Annotated in this window: 24 protein-coding genes; 7 read left to right on the top strand and 17 right to left on the bottom strand. The window is 56.8% G+C overall.

Going from position 1 to position 25,022, the window contains the following annotated elements; all coding sequences use genetic code 11:
- Positions 1–45: 45 nt before the first annotated feature.
- The 9 genes from GJU83_RS10880 to GJU83_RS10840 all read right to left on the bottom strand — a co-directional run bounded on the left by GJU83_RS10880 (position 46) and on the right by GJU83_RS10840 (position 9,079).
- Positions 46–897 (bottom strand): ABC transporter permease, encoded by an 852-nt coding sequence (locus tag GJU83_RS10880; RefSeq protein ID WP_069182705.1) that lies wholly within the window; start codon positions 895–897, stop codon positions 46–48.
- Between the two features lie 10 nt (positions 898–907).
- Entirely contained in the window at positions 908–1,768 is an 861-nt protein-coding gene (locus tag GJU83_RS10875) for an ABC transporter permease (protein WP_174805025.1), read from the bottom strand.
- Complete coding sequence (locus tag GJU83_RS10870; protein ID WP_153634321.1) at positions 1,765–2,859, bottom strand: ABC transporter ATP-binding protein; 1,095 nt, start codon at positions 2,857–2,859, stop codon at positions 1,765–1,767. Before GJU83_RS10870 ends, GJU83_RS10875 begins: the two co-directional genes overlap by 4 nt.
- A gap of 5 nt (positions 2,860–2,864) precedes the next feature.
- Entirely contained in the window at positions 2,865–3,950 is a 1,086-nt protein-coding gene (locus GJU83_RS10865; RefSeq protein ID WP_228715175.1) for an extracellular solute-binding protein, read from the bottom strand.
- 150 nt (positions 3,951–4,100) lie between these two features.
- Positions 4,101–5,141 carry an extracellular solute-binding protein gene (locus GJU83_RS10860; RefSeq protein ID WP_153634320.1) on the bottom strand — a complete coding sequence of 347 codons (1,041 nt, stop codon included), beginning with the start codon at positions 5,139–5,141 and terminating at the stop codon, positions 4,101–4,103.
- Positions 5,138–5,908 carry a spermidine/putrescine ABC transporter permease PotC gene (gene potC / locus GJU83_RS10855; protein WP_153634319.1) on the bottom strand — a complete coding sequence of 257 codons (771 nt, stop codon included), beginning with the start codon at positions 5,906–5,908 and terminating at the stop codon, positions 5,138–5,140. The genes GJU83_RS10860 and potC overlap by 4 nt, the downstream gene beginning before the upstream one ends.
- Positions 5,908–6,765 (bottom strand): spermidine/putrescine ABC transporter permease PotB, encoded by an 858-nt coding sequence (gene potB / locus GJU83_RS10850; protein WP_136630711.1) that lies wholly within the window; start codon positions 6,763–6,765, stop codon positions 5,908–5,910. The genes potC and potB overlap by 1 nt, the downstream gene beginning before the upstream one ends.
- Positions 6,758–7,873 (bottom strand): spermidine/putrescine ABC transporter ATP-binding protein PotA, encoded by a 1,116-nt coding sequence (gene potA / locus GJU83_RS10845; RefSeq protein ID WP_153634318.1) that lies wholly within the window; start codon positions 7,871–7,873, stop codon positions 6,758–6,760. Before potA ends, potB begins: the two co-directional genes overlap by 8 nt.
- A 141-nt stretch (positions 7,874–8,014) precedes the next feature.
- Positions 8,015–9,079, bottom strand: a complete 1,065-nt coding sequence (locus GJU83_RS10840; protein WP_136630709.1) for a TRAP transporter substrate-binding protein — start codon at positions 9,077–9,079, stop codon at positions 8,015–8,017.
- A gap of 160 nt (positions 9,080–9,239) precedes the next feature.
- Between GJU83_RS10840 and GJU83_RS10835 the strand changes: the two genes are divergently transcribed.
- Entirely contained in the window at positions 9,240–10,418 is a 1,179-nt protein-coding gene (locus GJU83_RS10835; protein ID WP_153634317.1) for a response regulator, read from the top strand.
- Here the strand turns inward: GJU83_RS10835 and GJU83_RS10830 are convergent, their stop codons facing one another.
- A complete protein-coding gene (locus tag GJU83_RS10830; RefSeq protein ID WP_153634316.1) occupies positions 10,419–12,095 on the bottom strand; it encodes a methyl-accepting chemotaxis protein in 1,677 nt (558 codons plus the stop codon).
- Between the two features lie 225 nt (positions 12,096–12,320).
- Between GJU83_RS10830 and GJU83_RS10825 the strand changes: the two genes are divergently transcribed.
- The 3 genes from GJU83_RS10825 (at position 12,321) to GJU83_RS10815 (ending at position 14,495) form a co-directional block, all read left to right on the top strand.
- A complete protein-coding gene (locus tag GJU83_RS10825; RefSeq protein ID WP_153634315.1) occupies positions 12,321–13,673 on the top strand; it encodes a CHAD domain-containing protein in 1,353 nt (450 codons plus the stop codon).
- Positions 13,657–14,031: a thiol-disulfide oxidoreductase DCC family protein gene (locus GJU83_RS10820; protein ID WP_153634314.1), complete on the top strand. Its 375-nt coding sequence runs from the start codon at positions 13,657–13,659 to the stop codon at positions 14,029–14,031. The genes GJU83_RS10825 and GJU83_RS10820 overlap by 17 nt, the downstream gene beginning before the upstream one ends.
- An 83-nt stretch (positions 14,032–14,114) precedes the next feature.
- Positions 14,115–14,495 (top strand): rhodanese-like domain-containing protein, encoded by a 381-nt coding sequence (locus tag GJU83_RS10815; protein ID WP_153634313.1) that lies wholly within the window; start codon positions 14,115–14,117, stop codon positions 14,493–14,495.
- Between the two features lie 7 nt (positions 14,496–14,502).
- On the opposite strand, the gene GJU83_RS10810 is transcribed toward GJU83_RS10815, so the two are convergent.
- On the bottom strand, positions 14,503–14,961 hold the full coding sequence (locus GJU83_RS10810; protein WP_267313036.1) for a YchJ family protein: 459 nt from the start codon (positions 14,959–14,961) through the stop codon (positions 14,503–14,505).
- Between the two features lie 99 nt (positions 14,962–15,060).
- Here GJU83_RS10810 and GJU83_RS10805 point away from each other — a divergent pair, with 99 nt between their 5' ends.
- Positions 15,061–15,792, top strand: coding sequence for a sulfite exporter TauE/SafE family protein (locus GJU83_RS10805; RefSeq protein ID WP_153634311.1), 732 nt, complete (start codon positions 15,061–15,063; stop codon positions 15,790–15,792).
- Here the strand turns inward: GJU83_RS10805 and GJU83_RS10800 are convergent.
- Complete coding sequence (locus GJU83_RS10800) at positions 15,789–16,469, bottom strand: hypothetical protein (RefSeq protein WP_136630704.1); 681 nt, start codon at positions 16,467–16,469, stop codon at positions 15,789–15,791. The two genes, GJU83_RS10805 and GJU83_RS10800, sit on opposite strands and share 4 nt — an antisense overlap.
- 163 nt (positions 16,470–16,632) lie before the next feature.
- Between GJU83_RS10800 and GJU83_RS10795 the strand changes: the two genes are divergently transcribed.
- Together GJU83_RS10795 and GJU83_RS10790 are read left to right on the top strand one after the other, a co-directional pair.
- A complete protein-coding gene (locus GJU83_RS10795; RefSeq protein ID WP_153634310.1) occupies positions 16,633–17,970 on the top strand; it encodes a cyclic di-GMP phosphodiesterase in 1,338 nt (445 codons plus the stop codon).
- A 76-nt stretch (positions 17,971–18,046) separates the two neighbouring features.
- Positions 18,047–19,000 (top strand): GGDEF domain-containing protein, encoded by a 954-nt coding sequence (locus GJU83_RS10790; protein WP_153634309.1) that lies wholly within the window; start codon positions 18,047–18,049, stop codon positions 18,998–19,000.
- Between the two features lie 26 nt (positions 19,001–19,026).
- Here GJU83_RS10790 and GJU83_RS10785 read toward each other — a convergent pair whose 3' ends face one another.
- From GJU83_RS10785 to GJU83_RS10765, 5 genes are all read right to left on the bottom strand, one after another.
- Entirely contained in the window at positions 19,027–19,455 is a 429-nt protein-coding gene (locus GJU83_RS10785) for a hotdog fold thioesterase (protein ID WP_153634308.1), read from the bottom strand.
- A gap of 72 nt (positions 19,456–19,527) precedes the next feature.
- On the bottom strand, positions 19,528–21,795 hold the full coding sequence (locus GJU83_RS10780; RefSeq protein ID WP_153634307.1) for a putative bifunctional diguanylate cyclase/phosphodiesterase: 2,268 nt from the start codon (positions 21,793–21,795) through the stop codon (positions 19,528–19,530).
- Positions 21,796–21,914: 119 nt separating this feature from the next.
- Positions 21,915–22,670, bottom strand: coding sequence for a substrate-binding periplasmic protein (locus GJU83_RS10775; protein WP_153634306.1), 756 nt, complete (start codon positions 22,668–22,670; stop codon positions 21,915–21,917).
- Between the two features lie 49 nt (positions 22,671–22,719).
- Complete coding sequence (locus tag GJU83_RS10770) at positions 22,720–24,102, bottom strand: ribonuclease J (RefSeq protein WP_153634305.1); 1,383 nt, start codon at positions 24,100–24,102, stop codon at positions 22,720–22,722.
- Positions 24,099–24,851: a substrate-binding periplasmic protein gene (locus tag GJU83_RS10765; protein WP_153634304.1), complete on the bottom strand. Its 753-nt coding sequence runs from the start codon at positions 24,849–24,851 to the stop codon at positions 24,099–24,101. The genes GJU83_RS10770 and GJU83_RS10765 overlap by 4 nt, the downstream gene beginning before the upstream one ends.
- Between the last annotated feature and the right edge of the window lie 171 nt (positions 24,852–25,022).

The following is a 25,022-nucleotide window of genomic DNA, read 5'->3' as shown; positions in this document are numbered from 1 at the left end:
CCGGCTCAATCGGGTCGCGTTATCCCATGATGGCGGCGAACACCGTTAACGTGAGGAGCGACCCATCACCAGCAACGCCAGGAGCGCAGAGCCCACCATCAGCAACAGTGCCACCGCATTGAGCACGGGCGTCGACCCTTCCCGAAGGCGATTGAAGAGGGCCACCGTCAATGGTGTATCACTACCTGTCAGCATAACGGTGGTATTGAAGTTTTCAAATGACATCAGGAAGGCCATGGCGGCCGCTCCGAAAATGGATGGCAACAGCCATGGCAGGGTAACGGTAAACCAGGCCACCAGGGGCGTGGCGCCCAGGTTAAGGGCAGCCTCTTCCAGCTGGGGATCAAACTTGCGAAGACGGGCAGCGATCACCAACGTACTCAGAGTCGCGATGAAGGTCACCTGCCCCATTACCACCAGCGTCATACCGGGCCGGAACAGGTCCAGTTCGATGCCCCAGGCGGCCGACATATCATTGGCCATGCCGCTGTAAAACACCAGTATGGACACCCCCAGAATGACACCGGGAATCACTAAAGGCAGCAGCATGAGCAGGTACAGGAACTCCTTGCCCCGGAACTGTACCCGTTCGAACAACACGGCGTTAACACACCCCAGGGCAACGCTCACCAGCGTTACCCAGAACGCAATTTTGGCACTGACCCATAGCGCCGTAAGCAGCCCATCGTCGTGGAAGAGTCCGGTGCGGCCCTCGCTGCCATCGGCGAAATACCAGTCCAGAGTGAAGCCTTTCCATGGCAGCGACGGAAACGGCGCGTCATTGAAGGCAAACACGGCTGTAACCAGCAGGGGCAGTGCGAGGTAAACGAAAAACGCCACCAGATACGCCAGGTAGAGCCAATCGAACAGACGGGATCGGGGGACGGAACGGATCATGGCTTCACCCTCATCCCATCACCTTGCGCAACGACTGGCCGGAGATTTTCAGACCGAGCCAGACGATGACCGAAGACAGCACCAGCAGCAGAACACCCAGTGCGGCGCCCTGCTCCCAGTTAAAGCGGGTAATGAACTGGGTGAAGATCTGCTCGGTAAACCAGGCGCTGTCCTTCCCGCCCATGAGCACCGGAGTCAGATAGCTACCCAGGGTAAGCATGAACACGACGATGCAGCCGGAGACAATGCCGGGCATGGCCCAGGGCACAACGATTTCGCGCAATACGGTACCGTGGCCGCCACCCAGATCGTAGCCGGCTTCCACCAGATTCTCGTCCATGCCATCCAGCGTGGTCACCAGCGGTACCACCATAAACAACAGCCCGTTATAGACCAGGCCGATAATGACCGCCACGTCGTTATAGAGCATTTCCACCGGACCATCCACCCAGCCCAGGGCCTGTAGCCAGGAACTGAACAGACCACTCTCACGCAGCAAGATCATCCAGCCGTAAGTACGTACCAACTCACTGGCCCAGAACGGAATCAGGCAGGCCAGAAACAGAATGCCCTTGGAGCGCCCCCTCGCAAGACGGGCTATGTACCAGGCAATGGGGAAGGCGATGATCAGCGTCAAAAAGGTAGTGAACAACGACATCACCCCGGTTCGCACGAACGTTCGCCAGTAATAGGACTCGGTAAAGAAGTTCTGATACTGCTCAATGCCCCAGGCAATGGTGTCCCAGCTTTCCCGCACCTGGAACGACACCCGTAACATCTGGAGGTGGGGCAACAACACCAGCAACACGATCCAGAGCAGGAACGGGGTAAGCAGCAACCAGAGGGATAAGCGACTGACCGATGACTTCACGGACTGTCGGCTCCAAAGACCCTGGCCAAAGCCGGATTCCATGCCAGCCGGATGGAGCTGTCGGCAGACAGCCTCGGTGCCGAGCCATCCTGGGGCAGGCGGGCATACACCGGCTGGCCACAGCTCTCTGCCTCAACCCGACTGTTGGCTCCATCGAACAGGGTGGTTCGCACCTTTGCCTGCATTGATGAGAAACCGGCACAGAGGGCATCACCTGACAACACCAGCGATTCGGGCCGGATATACAGTTCGGCCCGATGGCCGGTTCTGAGGTTGTCCGATGCCACCCGTCCCTGAACCAGAACACCATCATCCAGACGGATGTCTGCCAGATTATCCCGCACCGCTACCAGTTCTCCGGACAACCGATTATTGTCGCCGACGAACCCGGCTACGAAGGGTGTGGCCGGTTCCCGGTAAAGTTCCTCCGGTGGCGCCACCTGATCAAACCGCCCGTCCCGCATGACGGCCACCTGATCCGACATCACCATGGCTTCCGACTGGTCGTGGGTGATGTACACGAAGGTGGTGCCGAACTGCTTCTGCAGGTGCTTGAGCTCCACCTTCATCTGCTCACGGAGTTTCAGATCGAGGGCGCCGAGGGGTTCGTCCAGCAGCAGAAGCGTGGGCTCCAGTACCAGGCAGCGCGCCAGCGCCACCCGCTGTCGCTGACCACCGGATAGCTCCTGTGGATTTCGGTGCTCAAGATCCGGCAGGCCAACCTGCTCCAGCACCCGGGCAATGCGCTTTCGACGTTCTGCCAGTAGCATCTTCCGGCGCTTGAGCCCGTAACCGATGTTGTCGCCCACGGTCATGGTGGGGAACAGGGCCAGATGCTGGAACACCATGTTCACGGGCCGCCGGTTTGGTGGCACATCGTTCATGCGCTGGCCACGGATGTGGATGTCACCTTCATCGGGCTTGTCAAAACCGGCCAGCAGTCGCAGGAGAGTGGTTTTGCCGCAACCGGAGGGGCCAAGAATGGAGAAAAACGTGCCCGCAGGCACGTCCAGGGACACATGGTCCACCGCGGCATTGCTGCCAAAGCGGCGGACCAGTCCCTCACAGAACAGATCCGAATCCATTCCCATAGGGATCAGTTCGCGGCCTGGACGCGATCCAGCACCTGGCCTTCCATGGTTTCCAGTCCCGGGGGAACCGGCGGATACCACTTGATGTTGTTGATGGCGGCTTCATCAAAGCTTTCGCGATAAGCGTCCCTCAGATCGGCTTTGACAAACTCATCGGCACCTTTTGAGGCGGTGAAGTTGCCCGACGCATTGGTAATACGGGCCGCAATCTCCGGCTGCATCACGAAATTGATCCACTTGTAGGCGGCTTCTTCGTTCTCGCTGCGGCGAGGAATCGCGAAGGTATCGATCCAGCCCAGGGCGCCGGATTCGGGGGCCACAAACCGGATGTCCGGGTTCTCGGCATTGAGCTTCCAGCCGCCGGCATCCCAGGCCATGGCCGCTTTCACTTCACCGGTACGCAGCAGGGCCAGCAACTGGTCGCCACCGGTCCAGTAGGTTTTCACATTGCTTTTGCAGTCGATCAGTTTGTCCTCAACCTTTGCCATGATCGACTCGTACTGGTCCCGGTCATCGTAGGCTGCGAACGGATCCAAACCCATCGCAAAGGCAAAACCGATCAGTGTGGGTCGCTTGAGGCGGTAGCTGACCTGTCCTTCGACAGCAGGATCACACAGGTCGGTATAGTCAGACACGGTATCCGCTACCGAGCTGTGCACGATCAGACCACTGGTTCCCCACACCGAGGGCACTCCATAAAACTGGCCATCCAGTTCGGTGGAATCCTGGGTCGCCTTGACCATGGACGGCTGCAACTGATCCGTGTTCACCCGGCTGAAATCGATCGGCTTGTAGATATTGAACTGGCGCTGCACACCAACAATCCGGTCCTGGCTCGGCTGGGCCAGGTCAAACCCGGCACCGCCCGTGGCACGGAGCTTGGAAATCATGTCTTCATTGTTGGAGAGGGTAACCTTCACATCGATGCCGGTCTCCTCCTCAAACTGGGCGACCACATCATCCGGGGCGTAGCCACCCCAGGTAATCAGGCGCAGCTCTTCAGCCAGGGTACTGCCAGAAAAACCTGTGGTGGCAAGGGCTGCAGACAGCAAAAAAGCACGGTTCCGTATCGAGCGAGAGGGCATGATCATAACGTGTCCTTACTGATGGCAAGTTCAGAAGTTTGCTAACCATTTGTTATCAGGAAGTTATAGACCATGTATTGCAGTTTTGTGAAACCCGATACAAAAAAACGGAGGCCGCAGCCTCCGCTTTTTCAGGACCATTAACAATCCGCGCGCTTAGCGGCCAGACTTCAACATTTCCCAGTACTTGGCGTAGACCTGCAGGGCGTCGTCGCCGATGTCGGTCTGGAACTCCGCGTTGATCATATCGGTGGCGTTCGGATAGCTTGCCCGGTTATTCGCCACTTCGTCCGGCAGCAAGTCCCGCGCTGCCAGGTTCGGAGTGGCATAACCGATCTCCTTACTGATCAAAGCGGAGATTTCCGGCTGCAACACGAAACTGATGAACTGGTGGGCCGCTTCCGGATTCTTCGCGTTCTTCGGAATCACGAAACTGTCCAGCCAGGCAATGATGCCTTCTTCCGGATAGACGTACTCCAGCGACTCCATGGTGTCCTTGCCCATCACGGCTTCGCCGTTCCAGATCATACCCACGTCGGTCTCACCCTCCAGGTAAGGCATGCGGGGCGCATCGGAATTGAAAGTACGAACCGAGGGCATGAGCTCGGACAGCTTTTCATAGGCCGCCTCGATTTCATCCGGATTGGTGCTGTTGCCGGAATAGCCCAATACCCGCAGGCCAACGTGGAAAACCTCCCGCATGTCGTTGGTCAGCATCACCCGGCCATCGAAACGGTCTTCCCACAGGTCTTCCCAGGCAGTGACAGGCTCACCTTCGATGTCTGCGGTGTCCACGGCCAGCCCCGTGGTACCCCAGAGGTACGGGACGGAGAATTTGTTCTCCGGATCAATATCCAGGTTCACCAGTTCCGGGTCCAGATTATCGAAGCCCTCGATCTTGCTGCGATCGATCGGCAGCAGCAGGTCTTCCTGACGCATCTTGCTGACGTAGTAAGTAGAAGGTACCGCCAGGTCGTAGGCTGCACTGTCATCCAGCAATTTCAAGCGGGCATACATGGCCTCGTTGCTGTCGTAGGTGGTGTAGACCACCTGGATACCGGTTTCCTCAGTGAAGCGGTCGAGCGCTTCCTGGGGCATATACTCGGACCAGTTATAGAGGTTGAGAACCTGGGGCTCCTCGGAACTGCACCCCGTCAATCCCACTGCCAGCAAGCCGGCCAGTGCCAGTTTCTTCATCGTTTGCTCCTTATCAGAATCCATTGAGACAACATCAGCATAATCAGTGAAAACACCAGCAACAGTGTGCCCAGGGCATTCACCTCGGGTTTCAGGCCCACACGCACCATGGAGTAAATGCGCAGGGGCAGAATCTCGTAGCTCGGGCCACTCACAAAAGTACTCACTACCACATCATCGAGGGACAGTGTAAACCCTAGCAGCCAGCCTGCCAGTAATGCCGGCATGATCACCGGGATCAGCACGGTACGGGTCATGGTGAAATCAGAGGCACCAAGATCCCGGGCGGCCTCGGGAAGGCTCTCATCGAAACCACTCAATCGAGCCATGACCGTGATCACCACAAACGGAAGACAGAAGGTGACATGAGCCAGTAGCAGCGATACATAGCCGAGCTGCAACCCCACCAACAGAAACAGGGCCAGCAACGAAATGGCCAGGACAATCTCCGGCGACATCATCACCACAAACAGCATGCCATTGAGCAGCTTCTTGCCCCGGAACCGGTAACGATGCAGCGCCAGGGCGGTCAGGGCGCCAATCACCGTGGACACGGTGGCGGCAGACAGCGCCAGCCAAAGGGAATTCCACATGGCATTGACCATGGCCCGGTTATCGAAAAGCGCCTCGTACCAGCGCAGGCTGAGCCCGCCCCAGGCATAACCGGTGCGGGATTCGTTGAAGGAGAACACCACCAGCACCACGATGGGCACGTAGAGCAAAATGTAGACGAGGGTCAGATAGGTGCGGGGCAACCATCGTGTCATCAGGCACCCTCCTCGCCAATTCGCCGTTTACTCAGGCGATGGGCGAACATGAGGAACGCCATGGTCAGGGTCAGCACAATGCTGGCCGCCGCCCCGAAGGGCCAGTTGCGGGCATCGAGGAACTGGTTCTTGATCACGTTACCCACCAGCAGATTGCGGGAACCGCCAAGAATATCCGGCACGAAGAAAAGCCCCATGGCCGGCAACAGGACCAGCATTACACCAGCCAGAACTCCCGGCAAAGTCAGCGGCACAATCACATGAATAAAGGTGGACAGCCGACCCGCGCCCAGATCGTGGGAGGCCAGCAGCAACTCCTGCTTCAGGTCTTCGAACACCGAATACAGCGGCAGGATCATAAACGGCAGCAGCAGGTACACCAGCCCTATGATTACCGCACCCTCGGTATAAAGCAGCTGCAGGGGCTCATCAATCAAACCGATCGACATCAGGGCGCTGTTCAGCAGACCGTTGGTAGCCAGGATCAGCTTCAGGGCGTAGGTGCGCACCAGGGAGTTGGTCCAGAAGGGCACGATCAGCAGGAAGATCAGGATCAGCTGACGCTGCTTGCCCACCTTGGAGAGCGCCCAGGCAAACGGATAACCGATCAGCAGGCACACCAGGGTCGTCATTGCCGCCATGTACAGGGAATGGAGGAAAACCTCCAGATACAGCGGGTCAAACAGCTGGCGATAGGCGTCCAGATTCAGAGGCAGCGACAGAAAGGTTGCCGGATCCCGGGTCATGACACTGGCGCCTACCACCAGGAGATTCGGTGCCAACACCAGAAACAGGAGCCAACCCCAGACCAGGATCAGGACGGCGGTTTTGAACGGCTGCTGCATAACGCTATGCATCGGCCGCAAGTTCCTCTTCCGTTGCGGTTTCGCCGGGCAGCAGCCATTCCCAGCCATCCACCCAACTGACCTTGACCGGCTCGCCCAGGCGGTAATCGAAGGCGGGATCGTCCTCATCAAAGAATTCGCTGGCCAATACCTCGGTGCCATCGTCCAGGTGAATGACAGAATCCAGCGTGCTGCCTTTGTAGTTACGCTCAACGATCTTGCCCGCGACACCCTGCTCATCGGCCGGATCCAGCACCCGGATGTCCTCAGGCCGCAGCAGCACGTTCAGGGGCTGGCCTTCGCTTACCGAAAAGTCGGGGCGGCGCAGGGTTCGTTTGAGGCCAAAGACATCCACGGTAATAGAGCCATCGTGAACCGACTCGACCGTGCCGGGGAAAAAATTGGTTTCCCCCACAAACCGGGCGGTAAAGAGGTTGGCTGGCCGCTCGTAAACCTCCCGCGGAGTGCCGAGCTGCTGCACCACGCCATCCTTGAGGACCACTACGCGATCCGACATCGACAGCGCCTCTTCCTGGTCGTGAGTTACGAATACGAAGGTGATGCCCAGCTCCCGCTGCAGGCGTTTCAGCTCAACCTGCATGGTACGACGCAGCTTGTAATCCAGGGCCGAGAGCGGTTCATCGAGCAGTAGCAGCCTCGGCCGCTTGACCACTGCCCGGGCGATGGCAACCCGCTGCTGCTGGCCGCCGGACAGCTGATGCGGCTTGCGACGGGCAAAATCCTGCAACTGGACCATGGCCAGCGCTTCATCGACTCGCTGGCGAATCTCGTCCTTCGGGCGCTTTTCCATCTTCAGGCCATAGGCCACGTTGTCGAACACCGACATGTGGGGAAACAGCGCATAATGCTGGAATACGGTATTGAGCGGACGGTTTTCCGGGGCAGTGTGGGTGAGATCTTGTCCCGCCAGGGTGATGCTGCCCTCATCGGGATGTTCGAAACCGGCCATCAGCCGCAGCAGGGTGGTTTTTCCGCACCCGGAAGGGCCCAGCAGGGTAATGAACTCGCCGTCGTAGATCTCAAGATCCAGACCGTCGAGCACCGTTTTGCCACCGAATTGCTTGGAAAGATTGCTCAGGGATAGCAGTGTCTGTTTCATCGGCGCTGCCCAAAGAATGAGCGGCCTATTTTTCCAGAAACCGACGCAAACAAAAAGGGGCGCCGGGGTATTACAGCCCCGGCGCCCCTTTGACTGACAAAGTCCTCAAGCCTTTGGCTGGCTCTCAGGTATTGTCAGGCTTCAGTCCTCAGCCACACTGTTCAGGTAGGCCTTGTCTGAAATATTGGTCCACTGACGAACCTGCTTCAGGTAGTCACGCTGGGACTCGATGATTTCCTTCGCCAGCGGATCGTTCTCCGCAGCCTCGGCCAGTAGCCGGTTGGTGGTGCTGCGCAGGGCATCAATGACTTCCGGCGGGAACACCTTGTGGGTCACATCCGGGTAGTCTTCCTTCATGCGATCCCAGGCTACGCCACTCTGGTGGGTGCTCTGGATGTACATGTCATAGGCGGCGGTGCGCATGGCCACACGCAGGATTTCCTGAAGATCCTTTGGCAGCTCTTCCCAGGTCTTCTTGTTGATCAGGAACTGGACTTCCGCGCCCGGCTCCTGCCAACCCGAATAGTAGTACTTGGCGATCTGATGGAAGCCCATCTGGAAATCCAGGGCCGGACCGACCCATTCAACGGCATCCACGGTGCCACGCTCAAGTGCGGTATAGAGTTCACCCGGCGGCAGGTTGGTCACGGCAACCCCCAGCTCGGACATCACTTCGCCAGCAAAGCCCGGAGTACGCATCTTCAGCCCCTTCAGGTCTTCCAGCGAGTTGATTTCCTCGCGGAACCAGCCACCCATCTGGTTACCGGTATTACCGCCCGGGAAAGACAGCATGCCGTACGGCTCGTAGACCTTCTGCATCAGTTCCATGCCCTCGCCGTGATAGAACCAGGCGTACATTTCAGGCGCAATCAGCCCGAATGGGATGGTGGTGAAGTACATGGCGTTCGGGATGGTGCCCTTGTAGTAGTAGGACGCGGTGTGACCCATGTCGTACTGGCCATTGCGCACCAGATCAAAGATGCCGAACGGCGCCTTGTGCTTGTTGGACGGATCTATGCGGATCTGCAGACGGCCGTCCGACATGGTTTCTGCCATGTCCGCCATATGCTGAACTGTCTCTCCCAGTACCGGAGAGTTGGGCCCCCAGGTTTGCGCAAGGCGCAGAGTATAGTTTTCCTCGGCGAGGCCGATGCTGCTTGCGAGAAGCAGCGCCGACGCTACCGTTGCTTTCAGCAGGTGGGTCATTGTCGTTGAACCTCTATTTCATTGTTATGTTGTGATTTTTGATGCCTCGGAGATAGTAACCTGAGAGTTTAAAAAAGGCCAAAATCTGTTCATCCGGGCGTTTATTGGCTATGTTGAATACCACTGATTGCAGTAATTCCAGGGATCCGGGATACAGTCCATGCCAGACAACGAGCTTTCCAGACATCGGGCACAGTTAGAGGCCCTCCGGGCCGCCTACGTGGAAAAGTTGCCCGAGACGTTTGAACGTCTCGAAGCGCTCATCGACGCGATACCGACCGACCCGAGTGATGCATTCGGGCTCGACAACCTGAACGCCTCACTCGGACTGCTATACCAGGAGGCCCACAAGCTCGCTGGCACTTCCGGTTCTCTCGGTCTTGAGTATGTTTCTACAGCGGCAAGGCAGTTGCTGTCTCTTGCCGAGAACTGGCACACGCATCCTCTCGACGCTCTTTCGAAAAGAGAAACGATGGATACGCTGGTCGAGACCATGCGAAATTGCGACCTGAAGCCGGTTGAGGAAAGCCCTGGACCCAATAAACGCGGCTCTCGGAAAATCCACATTGTGGACGATGACGAGTTGGTGGCTCAGGAAATGCTTACCTGGCTTATTGAGGCCGGATTTGATGCGGAAGTTTTCCTGTCTTCGTCGGTTTATCTGGATATATTTGAAACGCTTGCCCGGCCAGACATGATTATTATGGACGTCGCCTTTGGCGAGGACATGAGCGCGGGGCCGGACATCATTCGACAGCTTCGCAACCGGCTGGGGAGAATGCCGGCGGTTATCTTTCTTTCTATCCATGACGAAATGCCCGCCAGGCTTGCAGCACTCCGGGCGGGTGCCTCGCGCTATCTGGTCAAACCGGTCACCAAAGACCGCCTTATGGACCTCGCCCATGAATTCGCCGAGCGCAAGCACACGACAACCTACCGCGTACTGCTGGTAGATGATGATCAAACCGCCCTGCAGGCCGCAAAAATACAGCTGGAATATGTTGGGCTTGAGGTACATGCCTGCGAGGAACCTCTGCAGGCATTGACGGTTGCGCGGGCGATCAGGCCAGATGTGATCATTCTGGATATTGTGATGCCCAACGTCTCCGGGACAGAACTCGCTGCCATCCTCCGGGAGGACCGTGAATTCGATGCCACTCCCATCGTCTTCCTGACGTCACAGTCTCATCAGGATGAGAAAACCCTGAGTGTTGCCCTCGGAGGCGACGACTACGTCCTGAAGCCGTTCGACACCGACTACCTGACGGCCACGGTCCGCGCCCGTGCCAAACGCTCCCGAAGGTTGCGCGAGCTCATCAATGCGACCGACAGCCGCTGATCAGACCTTGAACTGACCAACTAGCTCCCGAAGGCTCTCACCCAGGCGCGCCAGTTCGTGGCTGGCTTCGTTGGTCTGGTTTACGCCGGTATCACTGCGTTGGGCAGCATCGACAATACGGACCACGTTCTGGTTGATTTCTTCGGCAACCTGGCTCTGCTGCTCTGAGGCTGTGGCGATCTGAGTCACCTGATCATGAATCTTGCCGACCGAGGTCTCGATGGTTCGCAACGCGCTGGTTGCATGATTGATCCTTTCGACGGTTTCCGTCGAGCGGTTGCGTGACTTGTTCATCCGCTCAACCGATGCCTTGGATTCGGTAACAAAGCCGTCAATCATGGTGCGAATCTGATCAGCGGACTCGGCGCTGCGTTTCGCCAGCTGGCGAACCTCATCCGCAACCACTGAGAAACCACGCCCATGCTCACCAGCCCGTGCAGCCTCGATGGCGGCATTAAGGGCCAGCAGATTGGTCTGCTCAGTCACAGCATGAATGACATCCAGCACCTGCTGGATCTCATCGGACTTTTCCGCCAGAGCGTTGATGCTTCGGGCGGTATCTTCGATCTCTTCGGACAGTTTGTTCACGGCACCCTGAGCACTGCTGATGGTTTCGCCACCTTCCCGGGCCATGCGATCGGCGTCTGAGGCAGAGCTCTCAACCTCATTGGCATTGCCGGAAATCTGCTGGATGGTGGCGGCCATTTCGTTGATGGCTGAGGCGATCTGGTCAGTCTCGGAGCCCTGCTCCTGAACCGAAGCCCGGGTTTCATTAGCCACCCGGCTCAACTCCTCGGCTGCGGACGCTACCTGATCGGTGGTCGCGCCCACCTCACGCATGGTGTCCTGGATCTTGACCACGAAGGCGTTGAAACGCCGGCCCAGCTCGGCCAGTTCGTCAACGCCTTCGTCTGGCAGGCGCTGGCGCAGGTCACCCTCACCGTCGGCGATTTCCTGCATCATGTTGCTGACGCTCTTCAGTGGCCGGGTCACACTACGACCCACGAAAATGCCGATTACCAAAGCAACCACAACTACCAGGACTGTCACCAGCAGGATAAAGCCCAGGGTCTCGGCCATACCGGCTTCAATTTTTTCTCGAGCCGCTGCCACCTGGCGATCGATGTCGGTGATGTAGACGCCGGCACCGATCATCCAGTCCCAGTCCGGGATGATGGTGGAATAGGACATCTTGGGTTCTTCATTGCCGGAGGCCGGGTTCATCCAATCGTAGCCGTAGAAGCCCTCACCGCGGGCCGCGTTGAAAAGATTGCCAACCAGTTTTCTGACAACCGGGTTTGTCGTGGGGCCTTCTTTCGAGGGATCCGGGGCATACGCCAGGTTGAAAACGTCCCGGGTGTAGGCGAATACATAATTGGTTTCATCAAAACGGATAGAACGCAGACGCGCGGCAGCCGCTTCCTTCGCCTCCGCTTCTGTCATTGAGGGGTCGTTCTTGGCCTCCAACACCACCGCCTCAGCAGCATCAATCAGGTTCTGCAGCCCGGTCTTGCGCGCATCGAGAAGACTGGTCTCCAGGCGCTTGAGCTCGGCTTCTCCGTTCGCCTGAATCTGGTTGGCGGTGATCCAAGCGAGGGTTGCCGCCGTTATCAGTACGGGCACCAGTATAGCTAAAAGTAGGCGGCTTCGAATTTTTAACCGACTCAAAACATTCATGTTTCCAGACTCCAGGGAACTTACTATTGATGCGGATTATCCACAGACCCACTCAGGTGCTCTGTTCCAGTTTGTAAAAAGAGGTTTCAGAGACCGACGCATGGCGCGTTCGGATTTCTGGACAAACTGATCTTCCGCCATTGTTATCAGACAAGTAGAGTATCGGCAGTAACGAAAATGTCTTGAGCAAGCGTTAGACTAAAGGACCACTACGAAGGTAGGCCAATGAAGCACCTGTTTCTGGTTCGCCACGCCAAATCCAGCTGGGCTGATGAGTCTCTGTGCGACCATGAGCGCCCTCTCAATGCCCGGGGTGAAAGCCAGCTGGCTCCGCTGGGCAAGGCACTGAAGGCTGCAGGCGCCCTGCAAGGTGAGATTTACTGCAGTAACGCCACCCGTGCCCTGGCGACCCTCGAGGGGGCCATGCCCGAGCCTGTTATGCCCGAGCACTGGCACACTCAAAGCGAGCTCTATACGTTTGACTACCGTCGGTTGATTGCCTGGCTGAAAGAGCGGGAAGAAGATGCCCAGGTTATGCTTGTAGGTCACAATCCGGCCCTGCTGGAACTGGCCCAGTGGCTGTTAAAACAACCTCCCGAACAGCTACCCACCGCCAGCTTCATTCACATCCGCCTCCCGATCAAACATTGGCACCAGCTAGACCGGGGCAAGGGCAAGCTGGTGGCTCTGATGACGCCACAGGATTACAGCTATGCCCACTTCGAACGGAAACTTAAAAAGAAAGCCAGAACCGAGGGAGACGACCCGGCAAGGGACATCCCCAAGGCCCTTCACCACCAACATGATCGGCTATGGCAACTGGAGCGTGGCGTTATCCTGGGCCTGGACGACGAATTCCTGCACCAATACCGGATTGCGATTCGGCGCAGCCGGGCCATTGCCGAATCGGTGCAGGAAGTGACCGGTGACAAGACGCTGGCAAAAGCGGTTAAAACCCTGAAACGTCATGCCCGTGCGACGGGACCGTTACGCGATCTGCATGTTTTTCTCCAGGACTTGCCTGAATTGTGTGGCGACAATTCGGAAATCCGGGCAGCCCTGCAGATCTGGTTCGAACAGGAAGCCGCCAACCGCCACAAAAAACTGGTCAAGCGCCTGCAGAGCAAGCGCTATCACGACAGCATGGAGCACTGGCTGAACCTCATTGAGTCCCGAAAGTTCCAGAAGTTGGCGGAGACGCTGAGGGCAAAAGACATCCGAAAGGCGGTGGAGAGCCGTATAAAAGGGTTCAACAAATTGACCGCTGAGCTGATGCATACCTCCCCGGATGAGGATATTCATCGGCTTCGCAAGCAACTCAAGCGAATCCGTTACCTGATGGAGCTGGACTCGAAAACCTGGAAGTCCGAGCTGAAAACGATGAAAGCACGCCAAAAGCTGTATGGCCGCTTCCAGGATCTACATGTTCAGATCGAACTGCTTGACCAGTTCCACAAGGCGGCCCCGGAGGTCTTACCCGCCGCCCTCGACGGGATTCTGGAAACCCTGGAAGAGCGCAAAGTGGACGCCCGGAAACAGATTCTGACCCTTGGAGGACTTGATGGAGCCCCGTTATGACACCCTGTTTTACGACGGACAATGCCCACTGTGTGCCAAGGAGATTCGCACCTTGCGCAAACTGCAGCGTGGCAATCTCATCTTCGCAGACATCCACGAACAGCGTGATGGCAGCGGCAATTTGCCGAGCCATGAAACTCTGCTGCGACGCCTGCACCTGATGACCTGGACCGGGGAATGGGTCATCGGCTTGCCTGCAAACGTTCGGGCCTGGTCCCACACGCCCTATGGCTTTCTGTTCAAGCCCCTGCTGTGGCCCGGCATTTTCCAGATTGCCTCGCGTATCTACGGGAGATGGGCAGACAAGCGGTATGAACGGAAATACGCCTGTGCCTTCGGTGACAACGAGGCGGCTTAATCGTACATATGCGGAGTGACGCTCGGCGGTCGAACCCTTATCCTGAGGCATAACCTTATTCCATCAGTTTGAGGAGCTCAGCTATGAAAACTGCCCATGACCTTGTAGAAGCCGCCAGGAAAGAAATCCAGGAAGTGCCCCTGGATCAGGCGGACGATGCCATCAGGAATGCCGATCTTCTGCTGGATGTGCGTGATGCGGATGAATACCGGGCTGGCCATATTCCGGGCGCGGTGAACATTTCCCGCGGTTTGCTGGAGTTCAAGTTTACCAACGATCCGGCGTTTGAGAGCCGCGACATGAACATTGTCTGCTACTGCAAGACATCCGGGCGAGCCGCCCTGAGCGCCAAGGCCCTGAAGGAAATGGGCTACATGCATGTGCAGTCCATCGCCGGTGGATTCGATGCCTGGCAGGAAGCCGACAAACCGGTCGCCAAGCCGGAACTGCCCTCGTTCGAGTAATGGGCGCCTACAGGCAGCAGGCCTTGTACTTCCGGCCACTGCCACAGGGGCAGGGATCGTTCCGACCGGGCTTTAACTGGCCCTCGCTGGTATCGCCTCGAAGGTAATACCAGCGGCCCTGCTCCTGAACGAAATCGGAATTTTCTTCGAGAAAGCCCCAGCCCTTAGCCAGGCGGTAGAGCGCTCGGAAATGAACCGTGCCGCGATTGCCCGACTCACTGGTGTCCAGGATCTGCAGGCCGGTCCAGTCCGGCGAATCTTTTAGGTCGAGCGTGTCCGGTCGTGCGCTCTGATGCCAGGTGGCGCGCAGGTATTCCGGAAGATGGAGAACAAATGCTGCGTAACGGGACCGCATCAGTGCCTCCGGAGACGGAGCCGGTTTACCCTGATGGAAGGACTGGCAGCATTCAGGGTAGGATTTGCCGCTGCCACAGGGGCAACTTTGGTGTTCAGGCTGCTGGATCATCGGGGATCATTCTTTTCGACTTTGCTCCTGGCCCCGCAGTGTATCAATATCTGACCGGTACTGCTCCGGCCTTTTCCAACGACTTCCTGGTGATTTCCTTTGACGGATGTATCGCTGTTACAGATTCTTCTGGCCAACCTTGCCATTCTAGCCGGGGCCTGCCTGCAGGGCGTGGCCGGCTATGGCATTGGTACACTGGCTGCGCCATTGCTTTTTCTGATCAGCCCGGTGTTCGTTCCTGGCCCCCTGATACTGAATGCCACTCTGCTTACTGTCTTCATGCTGATACGCAATCGAGGCGCATTGCAGGTCCGGGAAGTACGCTTTGCCATTGTGGGCGGAGTGGTCGGCGCAATTCTGGCGGCTCTGACATTGCTGGTGATCTCGACGGCGGGCTTCGAGCTGATTTTTGGTGTTCTGATTCTCGCGGGGGTAGCGCTCAGCATTGGTGGGCTCAAGCCAGCGCTGAACGCCCGAAACAGTGTGATGGCCGGAGCCGCCTCGACCTATATGGGCACGATTACCGCGGTGGGTGGACCACCGATCGCATTGATTTACCAGAATGAAAAGGGGCCTCTGGTCAGGGCCAATATGTCCGCGTTCTTTCTGGCGGCCAGCGTCTTGAGTCTGTCTGGCCTGCTCGCCTCCGGCTACCTGGGCACCCGGGAGTTGTTCCTGTTCGCATTGACCTTCCCTGGCGTATTCCTGGGCTTCTGGCTGTCCGGCAAACTCGTCAACCGCATGCCCTTTGAAGGCCTTCGCCCGGTCATTCTCGGTATCGCGGCCATCGCCGGAACCGCAGCCCTTATTCGCGGCCTGCTCTCGCTTTAGGAATCGGCCCAGAGCCGGACACGGAACCGATTCTTGCGCCAGAGCAGCGCCAGCCAGATGGCATTGGCGTTGATCAGGAAAGCCAGGATCCACTCGAAAGCATCGTCCTTGCGGCTATAGAACTCCGGGGCCACGCCATTCAGGATCACTGAAAGAATCCCCACAGCGAGGGTCAGTTGGCAGAGATTCAACAGCCTCATGCCCGTGTGTTTCCAAAGTGGATGGCTGCGCAAGCCGGCGCTAACCAGCAACTCACAGATGAAGGTGAGCGAAAAATACAGAACCACACCAACACGGCGGACCAGATTGAAGCCGTCGCCGGCATGGCCCAGCGCCAGGGTATAGGCGGCAAGCGACACACTGGCCACCATACCCAGCCACGGGATCCAGGCAACCCCGGACGAATGTACGCCGAGCTGGCGCAACCACCGGCCGTTGAGCCACCAGAACAGAATCCCGAGCAAGGCCGCCGGCAGCATGGTACCTTTGAAAATGAAGTAAGATGTTCCGTGACGGCCGGTACGACTGATGCTGGTACAGCTATCCCAGTAGGGGTTGCACAGCTCCACATACCCTTCCAGCACCGATACGGTAAACGTGGTGTGTATGGTCAACAGCGGAATAAGAGCCGCTGCCAGAGCCAGCCACCACAGATGAAAGGAACGATGGTCATTCATTGGAAAAATCCCTCTGACCGACTCCTTGCCCGGCAACGCAACACCGGCGAACTTGTTCGCCAATGCATTGAATGAACATTATTTGACCAGATTTTGCAATCCGGTCCATCCTGTTAGAGCGATTTTGCCTCAAAATAGTGCTCCAGGGATTCAGGATTAGAGTATGAGTGCACCCCATCAGGAAATTGTTGAAAGCCAGATCGACGTGTCAGAACTCGCCATCGGCATGCACGTCACACGCCTGGACCGCCCCTGGGAAGATACGGACTTCCTGATTCAGGGGTTTGTTATTCGTGACCAGACGGAGATTGATGCGCTGCGGGCACAGTGCGAATTTGTCTTCATTGAAGGACGTATCGATGGGGCACCGCTTCCACAACACGGTAACGGCCACGGGCGAAAGCCTTCAGGCCTGATGGGACTCTTCCGCAGGAAACAGACGACCGTACCGGTGCACAATCCTCCTAAATCTGTACCACCCCGAAAGCGCGTTCGATACATCAACAAGATCGACGCTGGCCGGGAGATGGAAACCGCGATCATACGCTTCGAAGAGGCTCAGAAGACCGCCAAGTCCATCATGTCGGGCCTTAGGGTGGGCCGCACACTGGACCTTAACAATGCCCGGACAGTGGTAAACCACTGCGTGGAAAGCGTCCTCCGCAATGAAAACGCGCTGTTGTTACTCACAAAAATCAAGCACCAGGATGAATACACCGCCGAGCATTGCATCAACGTGTCCATTCTGGCGGCGGCCTTTGGCAAGCATCTGGGATTGCTTGAAGGAGAAATCCGCAATCTGGCCCTGTGTGGCCTGCTCCACGATGTCGGCAAGACCCGGATTCCCGATGAGATCCTGAACAAGCCGGGAGCACTGACGCCGAAAGAGTTCGACGTGATGCGTCACCACACCACCCACGGCCGCACTATCCTGATGGGTACCAGCAACTCCCTGAATACCGCCGTGGATGTCGCATTCAGCCACCATGAGCGGATGGATGGTTCTGGCTACCCTCGCGGACTTCATGCCCAGCAGATCCCCTACTTTGCCAAGATCATCGGTTTGGTGGATACCTACGATGCCATTACCAGCAACCGGATCTACGACAAGGGTCGGGCCTCCATGCAGGCGCTGGAAATCATCCACAAGCACCGCGGCACACAGTTCGATGAAGAACTGGCAGATGCCTTTATCCAGATGATTGGCGTGTATCCGCCGGGCTCCATCGTGGAAATGGTGAACGGCGAGGTTGGCATCGTTGTGGAGAGCAGGCCAGAGCACAAGCTGAAGCCCTGCGTTCTTCTGGTCAGGGAGGCCGATAAAAGCCTGACGAACCCCTACCGGACAGTCGACCTGAAAGTCAGTCCTGAAGACGCCGCGGGTGAAATCTATCGCATCGCCCGGGAAGTCCCTGACGGCACCTACGACATCGTGCTACAGGAGTTTGTTGACCAGGGTCTGATTGTAACCAAGCCAAACCCGGGCACTGACGCCACATAAAAGGGACAGTCTGTTACTTTCTAACCGGGAATGCCCTGCTATACTGCGTTGCAAACAAATTCCGGCACAACAAGACATGAAATCCGCCATCCCCTCCCTCAATCTTCCTGCCGCGCCAGAAGCTGGTGGCATTTCGGAGGTTACTCCCGCCGAGGGCCTCAGGGCCGTGCTCGACAACCTGGACGCCCTGGTTTACGTATCAGACCTTGAAACCCATGATCTTCTGTACATGAATGCTTATGGCCGGAAAATCTGGGGTTCCATAGACGGTAGAAAGTGCTGGGAAGTCCTGCAGGATAGCGCCAGCCCCTGCGACTTCTGCACCAACCACCTTTTGATTGATGCCGAAGGCACCCCGTCTCCGCCGCACATCTGGGAATTCCAGAACCGCTTGGACCAACGCTGGTACCAGTGCCGGGATCAGGCAATTCCCTGGATAGATGGCCGGCTGGTCCGCCTGGAGATCGCTACCGACATTACCGAACGAAAAGAAATGGAGCTGGCACTCAAGGAAGCCCATGAAAAAGCCCGGGCCGCCGCCTTGGAGGATGACCTTACCGGTCTTCGAAACAGGAGAGCCTTTTTCGAACTGGGCAACCAGCTTTTGAAGCAATCCCGAAGGAGCGGCTCGCCCCTGGCGATCATCATGTTTGATCTGGACTACTTCAAAAAGATCAATGACAACCACGGCCACGAGGCCGGAGATGAGGTGTTGCGGCACATCGGGCAGCTTCTGGAAAGCAATGTACGTGAGGCGGATATTGCGGCACGCATTGGCGGCGAAGAGTTCGCAATCCTCCTTGCCGATGCTCATGCGGTTCAGGCTTCAGAGCTGGCAGAGCGGCTACTGGAACTCATGCAGAAAACGCCAGTCCGGTACCGTGACGTGCGTATCCGGCCAACTGCCAGTTTCGGCATTTCAGCACTTCACCCCGAGGAGCCAGATCTCAAAAACCTTCTGGCCAGGGCCGATAACGCCATGTATCAGTCAAAAGCACTTGGCAGGGGCCGGGTGCGAATCAAACCCTGAACCGCACCCGGAATAAATCACACAAGTCACCCCGGCCGCTTGGTTACCGCCATGGTCAGCCGGGAAATACAGGTGGTTTTACCTTCTTCGTTCTCAAGCAGAATTTCCCATACCTGAGTGGCGCTACCAATATGGATGGCCCTGGCCGTGCCATACACCCAGCCTTTGGTCACCGGCCGGATGTGGTTGGCGTTGATATCCAACCCAACCGCAACGGTTTCCGAATCCTTCAGACAGCAATTGGCCGCCATGCTGCCCAGGGTTTCCGCCAGCAACACCGATGCTCCTCCATGGAGAATGCCAAACGGCTGGACTGTGCGTTCATCCACGGGCATACGGCCCTTCACATAATCATCGCCAATTTCCAGGTATTCGATACCCATGTGGCTGACGGCGGTGTTTTCGCTGGATTTGGCCAGTTGTTCGAGGTTGGGGGTGCGGGTCCAGATTGCCATAGGGGAGTTGCTCTCGATATTGTTGAAAACAGGAAAAACGCAAGAGCCCAGTTTATACAGATAGGATGCGAACTACCAAGCCCTTCTTTGCTCACCTGTCCCGGACTTTTCGAGCAACCTCTCAAACTCGGTCGCAGGCAGTGGCCGGCTGAAATAGTAGCCCTGGAAGCGGGTGCACCCCATGCTCACCAGGCGTTCCAACTGCCCTTTGGTCTCGACACCTTCGGCCACCGCGGATAACTTCAGGGCAGAGGCAAGAGCCAGGATAGTCTCGGCGATGGCTGCGTCATTGGGATCATCAAGGATGTCCCGGACAAACCCCTGGTCAATCTTCAGCTCATCCAGCGAGAGCCGTTTCAGGTAACCAAGGGATGAATAGCCCGTGCCGAAATCGTCCAGGGAAATGCGTATGCCCATGCTTCTCAGGGTTCGCAGTGTTTCCTCCACCAAATCAAGATCGTAAGCCAATGCACTCTCGGTAATTTCCACTTTCAGGTTTCTGGGGGATGCACCCGTTTTTCTGAGCAATGCCATCACAGTTGAGCAAAAAGACGGCAGATGGAACTGCCTCGCACTCACGTTTACCGACACCTGGAGCCGTGCCAGAGCACCGCCGCGTTGCTTCCAACTGGCTATCGTGGACATGACCTCTTCAAGTACCCAGTAGCCCACCGATTCAATGAGGCCCGTTTCCTCTGCCAACGGAATGAACTCGGCGGGAGACACCATGCCGCGGCCCGGGCAATGCCACCGAAGCAACGCCTCGGCACCTATCGGCTTTCCTTTCTCGTCAACAAGAACCTGATAGTGCACCGCCAGCTGGTTCTTCCGAATGGCCAGTCGAAGGTCGGATTCCATGGCCAGGCGTTCGGACACCTTTTTCTGCATCATGGCATCGTAGAAACGGATGCAGTTGCGACCGTCTTCCTTGGCACGAAACATGGCCATGTCGGCCTGACCAAGGAGCTCTTCGAGGGAATCATCGTGATCAAAAAACAGGGTGACACCAATACTTGGCGTACCGGTGTACTCAAAGCCATTCAGTTCATAGGGTTCGTTCAGTGCTTCCCGGACTTTCTCACAGACCTTTTCCACACGGGCCGCAGCGCTGGCATCATCGGCCGGAAACCCCTTCAGAACGAGAACAAACTCATCGCCACCAAGCCTTGCGACGGTATCCCACTCCCTGACTGTCTGCTTGAGCCTTTTGCCGACCTGAATCAACAGCTCATCTCCTGTCATATGGCCCGCCGAGTCATTGATGTTCTTGAAGTGATCCAGATCGATAAAGACCAGGGCGCCGTGGTTATGATCCCGGGTGCTTCCAGTTAACGCCTGGGCCAGGCGATCCCGCAACAAGCGCCGGTTTGGAAGGCCCGTCAACGCGTCATAGAACGCCAGTTTCTCTATCTCTGATTCCGATTGCTTGCGGTCACTCACATCGTAGAAGTACCCGTGCCAGATCATGCTGTCATCGGCCAACCGGGCAGGAACCGACCGCGCTTCCATCCAAGCCGTTGTTCCGTCCTGTTTCCTGGCCCGGAAGTTTGTTTCAAACGGCGTCATTTGCCGCCTTGATTCATCTACATCTTCGTCGAAGGATTTCTTGTCTTCTGGATCAATGAGGTCTAAAAGGGGCTTCGCATCGAAGCTGAGTGCATTGGCCGTGAGTCCGAACAGCTCCTTCACTTTTTCACTGATGAAGGGAAACGTAGTTTGCCCGTCGGGGTACATCCTGAACTGGAAAATAACCCCCGGAAACTGGTCTGAATACCGATAGAGGCTGTTTTCGAATCGCACATTGCGACTGGCCAATATCTGTCGGTGCACCGCAGCCCCCAGAACTTCGCCTACCTGGAGCAGAAAATCCTCTGTACCCGGATTCAGTGCACAGGAATGGTCAAGAAAATCGAACCCCAGAATACCGCTGACTTGCTCCTCCAACTTCAAACCAATGAGAACCAGACTCCGGATACTTTCACGAAGGAATTCCAGTTTCTCTTCTTCTGCATCGGGGGGAAGTTGTTCGACTTCGGGGATCACCAGAACCGGAAGGATCTGAAGCTGTTCCATAAGCCAGGGATATCGGTCCTTCGGAACATTTTGAATGGCATCCCGTTGGGGTGTGACGCCGTCTCTGCAGATTTCATGGGAGATTGAAATTGTCTGGGTGGCTTCTTCGAAATTGATCAGGTAGGCGCGATCAGATCCAAGCCAATCGCCAAGCTCAGCAATAACCCCGTGGATGCAGCCATCGAGTTCGTCAATCTTCGAGCGGGCAAGGTTGAGCGACAACCTGTACACGAAATCCCTGTGGCCCGAGGTAACTGCCTTTGCCATTGCTACGGACTCCTTCCCAGCAATACTGCCCATGAATTTTATTTTATACCGGGAGTACCTGTACTGAGTTACGACGGGTGCGCCTCAAAAGTTCATGTGCTAGCACTAACGGTAGCCTCTCAACTCGCTTTTGTATAACGAGCTTTATACTGCAGGATCAGCTCATCGACCCTGCCAGAGTTCACGAGCTCATAAAGCCGGTCCGCAATGCGCTCTCTCAGTTCAAAAGAATTACACGGCGAAGCCTTGGAAAAAGTCAGAAACAGGCCCTCACGGCTAACCGGCGTTTCCAGCGGAACGAAATCGTCAGCAATGCCCATGTATTCAAGTTTCACCTCTCCCTGAAGGACTTCATAGAGCACATAATCAACACGATCAACCAACGCCATCTGGAAGGATTGCTCAATGGACCGGACACCTTCAATGCGCAGATTCTGCTCTGCATACCGGTCGAAGTTCTGGCCAAAGCTGTTGTTGATCAGGGTACTGCCGCGCTTGCCCTTCAGGTCTGGCCAGTGGCGATAGACGAACTCCCGCCCGATGGGCACCCAGACCGCTGTTGGCAAGTGCGTGACCGGAGGAAGCAGATAATCCATGTAGCGAATGCGTTCCGACGTGATGAACGCCCCGGCTACCATATCAATCTCCCCCTCGCGCGCCATCCGTTGGACCCGGGCCCAGGAACCGATATCTTTCACTTCCACGGTTACGCCGAGGGGTTGGGTAATTTCCCGGAGCAAAGCAGGTACGGCGCCATTCAGGAAACCAGGATTTTGCTCGTCTCGCCAGAGCAGGGGCGGATACTCCGGATTACCACTCACGGTGAGTGTGTCGCACGGGGTTACTGCCGTGGCATTAGTCGGCGAAAGAATCATCGCGGCTGCAAAAAAGACAAGTGACTTACCAACAACAGAAAACAATAGCTTATTCAACTCTGACAAGACCTTCTTTGTGCCAGCCCAGACGGCCGGTTTCGACAACCTGGCGACGTATCCCCGGCACTGGCCGGATCATGAAAAGATCGCCGTTTCTGCCCACCATGGCTCGGGGTACACCAGTTGCTTTGGCTATGTCAGCGTGCGTTTCCATGTGTTCAGCCTCACCATGCACCGGAATGGCAATGGCAGGCCTGACCCATTTGTACATTAACTCCAGTTCTTCCTGCGCAGGATGACCTGAAGCATGAATTGGCAAATCCGCATCTTCGGCGGTGATAACCCGGACACCCAACTCTTTGAGTCTCGCCACGAGCGCCTCGATGGCTTCTTCATTGCCGGGAATAGCACGGGCGCTGAAGATAACTGTATCGCCGGCTTCCAGCTCGAAATCCGGATGCGTACCAGCAGCCAGTCTGCGCAGAGCCGTTCTGGGTTCACCCTGACTGCCGGTGGCCACGGCCATGACTTCATCCCGGGGCAGATAACCAAGATGAGCGGGATTGATCAACTGGTCAGCCGAATCCCACAGCCCGGCGGCCCTGGCGGCGCCGCTCATATTGATCAGCGAACGGCCTAACAGCCCCATATAGCGCCCGGTTTGTCGCGCAATCGAAGAGAGCGTATGCAGGCGGGCAATATTGCTGCCGAAGCAGGTCACTACAACGCGCCCCTCAGCGGATCGTATAGCCTGCAACAATCCGGTATGCAAGGCCGCCTCGGACACCGAGTGACCTGACACCGTTGCGTTGGTGGAGTCGCATACCATGGCGTTCACACCCTCTTTTGCCAGATCGGTAAAGGTCTGTGGCGAATAGCCATGGCCGACCAGCGGCTGCTCATCCAGCTTCCAGTCACCGCTATGAAAGATGTTACCTGCGGCGGTTCGAATCATCAGGGCGTTGGGATCTGGAATGGAATGCGTCAGCGCCAGCCACTGCACGCTGAACGGCCCGATCTGTTTGCTCTGGCCGGTCTCCACTTCAATGATCGGAACCCGGTGCAGCAGATCGAACTCCGCCAGTTTTCGTCGCAGAATTTCCGCAGTGAACCGACTGGTATAGATCGGACACTGCAACAGCGGCCAGAGATAGGGTACGGCTCCAACGTGATCCTCATGGGCATGGGTTATCACCAGACCCGCGAGGCGGTCACGGCGGTCAGCGATGAAAGCGGGATCCGCCATTTGTACCGGCGGTTCCCCCCGGTGGTGCACGGTTCCACCAGCGGCAATACGGCCAGGCTTTGGAAAGGTGACGCCGCAATCCACCATCAACCAGGCACCGTCGTGGCCATAGAGGTTGAGGTTCATGCCAATTTCGCCGGTGCCTCCCAGGGGCAGAAACCAGAGATCAGACTGCGCAGGAATCATTCGGCGGCTCGGTCCAGATACTTCAACACCAGGTCCTCGTGTATGCCTTCCATTTCAATCAGTTTCAGCGCCGCCCGGATATCGTCGGCGTACTGAATCACCGGCGAGTTTTTCGCAACGGCGATGTAAGAGCGCTCTCCGGGCACAAAGAACGGCGAGACCTCAATATCCAGACCCAGTTTCTCAACCGCGTACAAACCCACCAGTTCTGGCGCAATCACCACATCCACCCGGCCCTTCTGAAGCATCAGCATCAGGTTTTCATATCGAGGCGCAGGTTCTTTGAGCAAGCCCTCATCATCATCAAACCTCGGAAAATACGACGCGCCTTCGAGCACGCCAATAGCCCTGCCGTACAGATCGGCGTAGCGCTCAATGCGGTGCTCTTTGTTCAGATAAAAGAACAATCGTCGTTCTGGCGGAAACGCCGGTGCCACAAATTCCATCAATTCGGCCCGTTCCTCGGTTTCCAGAGGACCAAGCATGACATCAACCTCGCCCTGCTGGACCATTCTCAACACGCGCCTGAACGGGGCTTCCCGGTAGTGCACTTCCCAGCCGAGCCGATCGGCAATCTCCTCGAAGATCTCCACGTAGAGGCCGGTTCTCTCCCCACCCTCGAGAATCCGGTATGGGGGGGCATGGTTGGCACCCACGGTGATGGTAAGAGGTTCCACAGTTTCTGTGCCCTGCTGGGCCCAAGCCGGAAACACCAACACCATCAGAAGGGCGGCTGTTAGCACTCGCATTCCTGTCGTCCTTGCACGTGAGTCTTTCAGGTTCTTATGCAGTCTGGTCATCTGTGTCCAGTATAGACGGTTCAAGATCCGGGAACGTCGGATTTACGTAATCACGGTTGAAATCAACCACCCATGGCACAAGATCGGTTACCAGATCAGTCAAGAAGTGATTCACCAAAC

Origin of the sequence: Marinobacter salsuginis (genome assembly GCF_009617755.1) — a bacterium.
GTDB lineage: Bacteria > Pseudomonadota > Gammaproteobacteria > Pseudomonadales > Oleiphilaceae > Marinobacter > Marinobacter salsuginis.
This window is presented reverse-complemented; position numbering and strand designations above follow the sequence as displayed.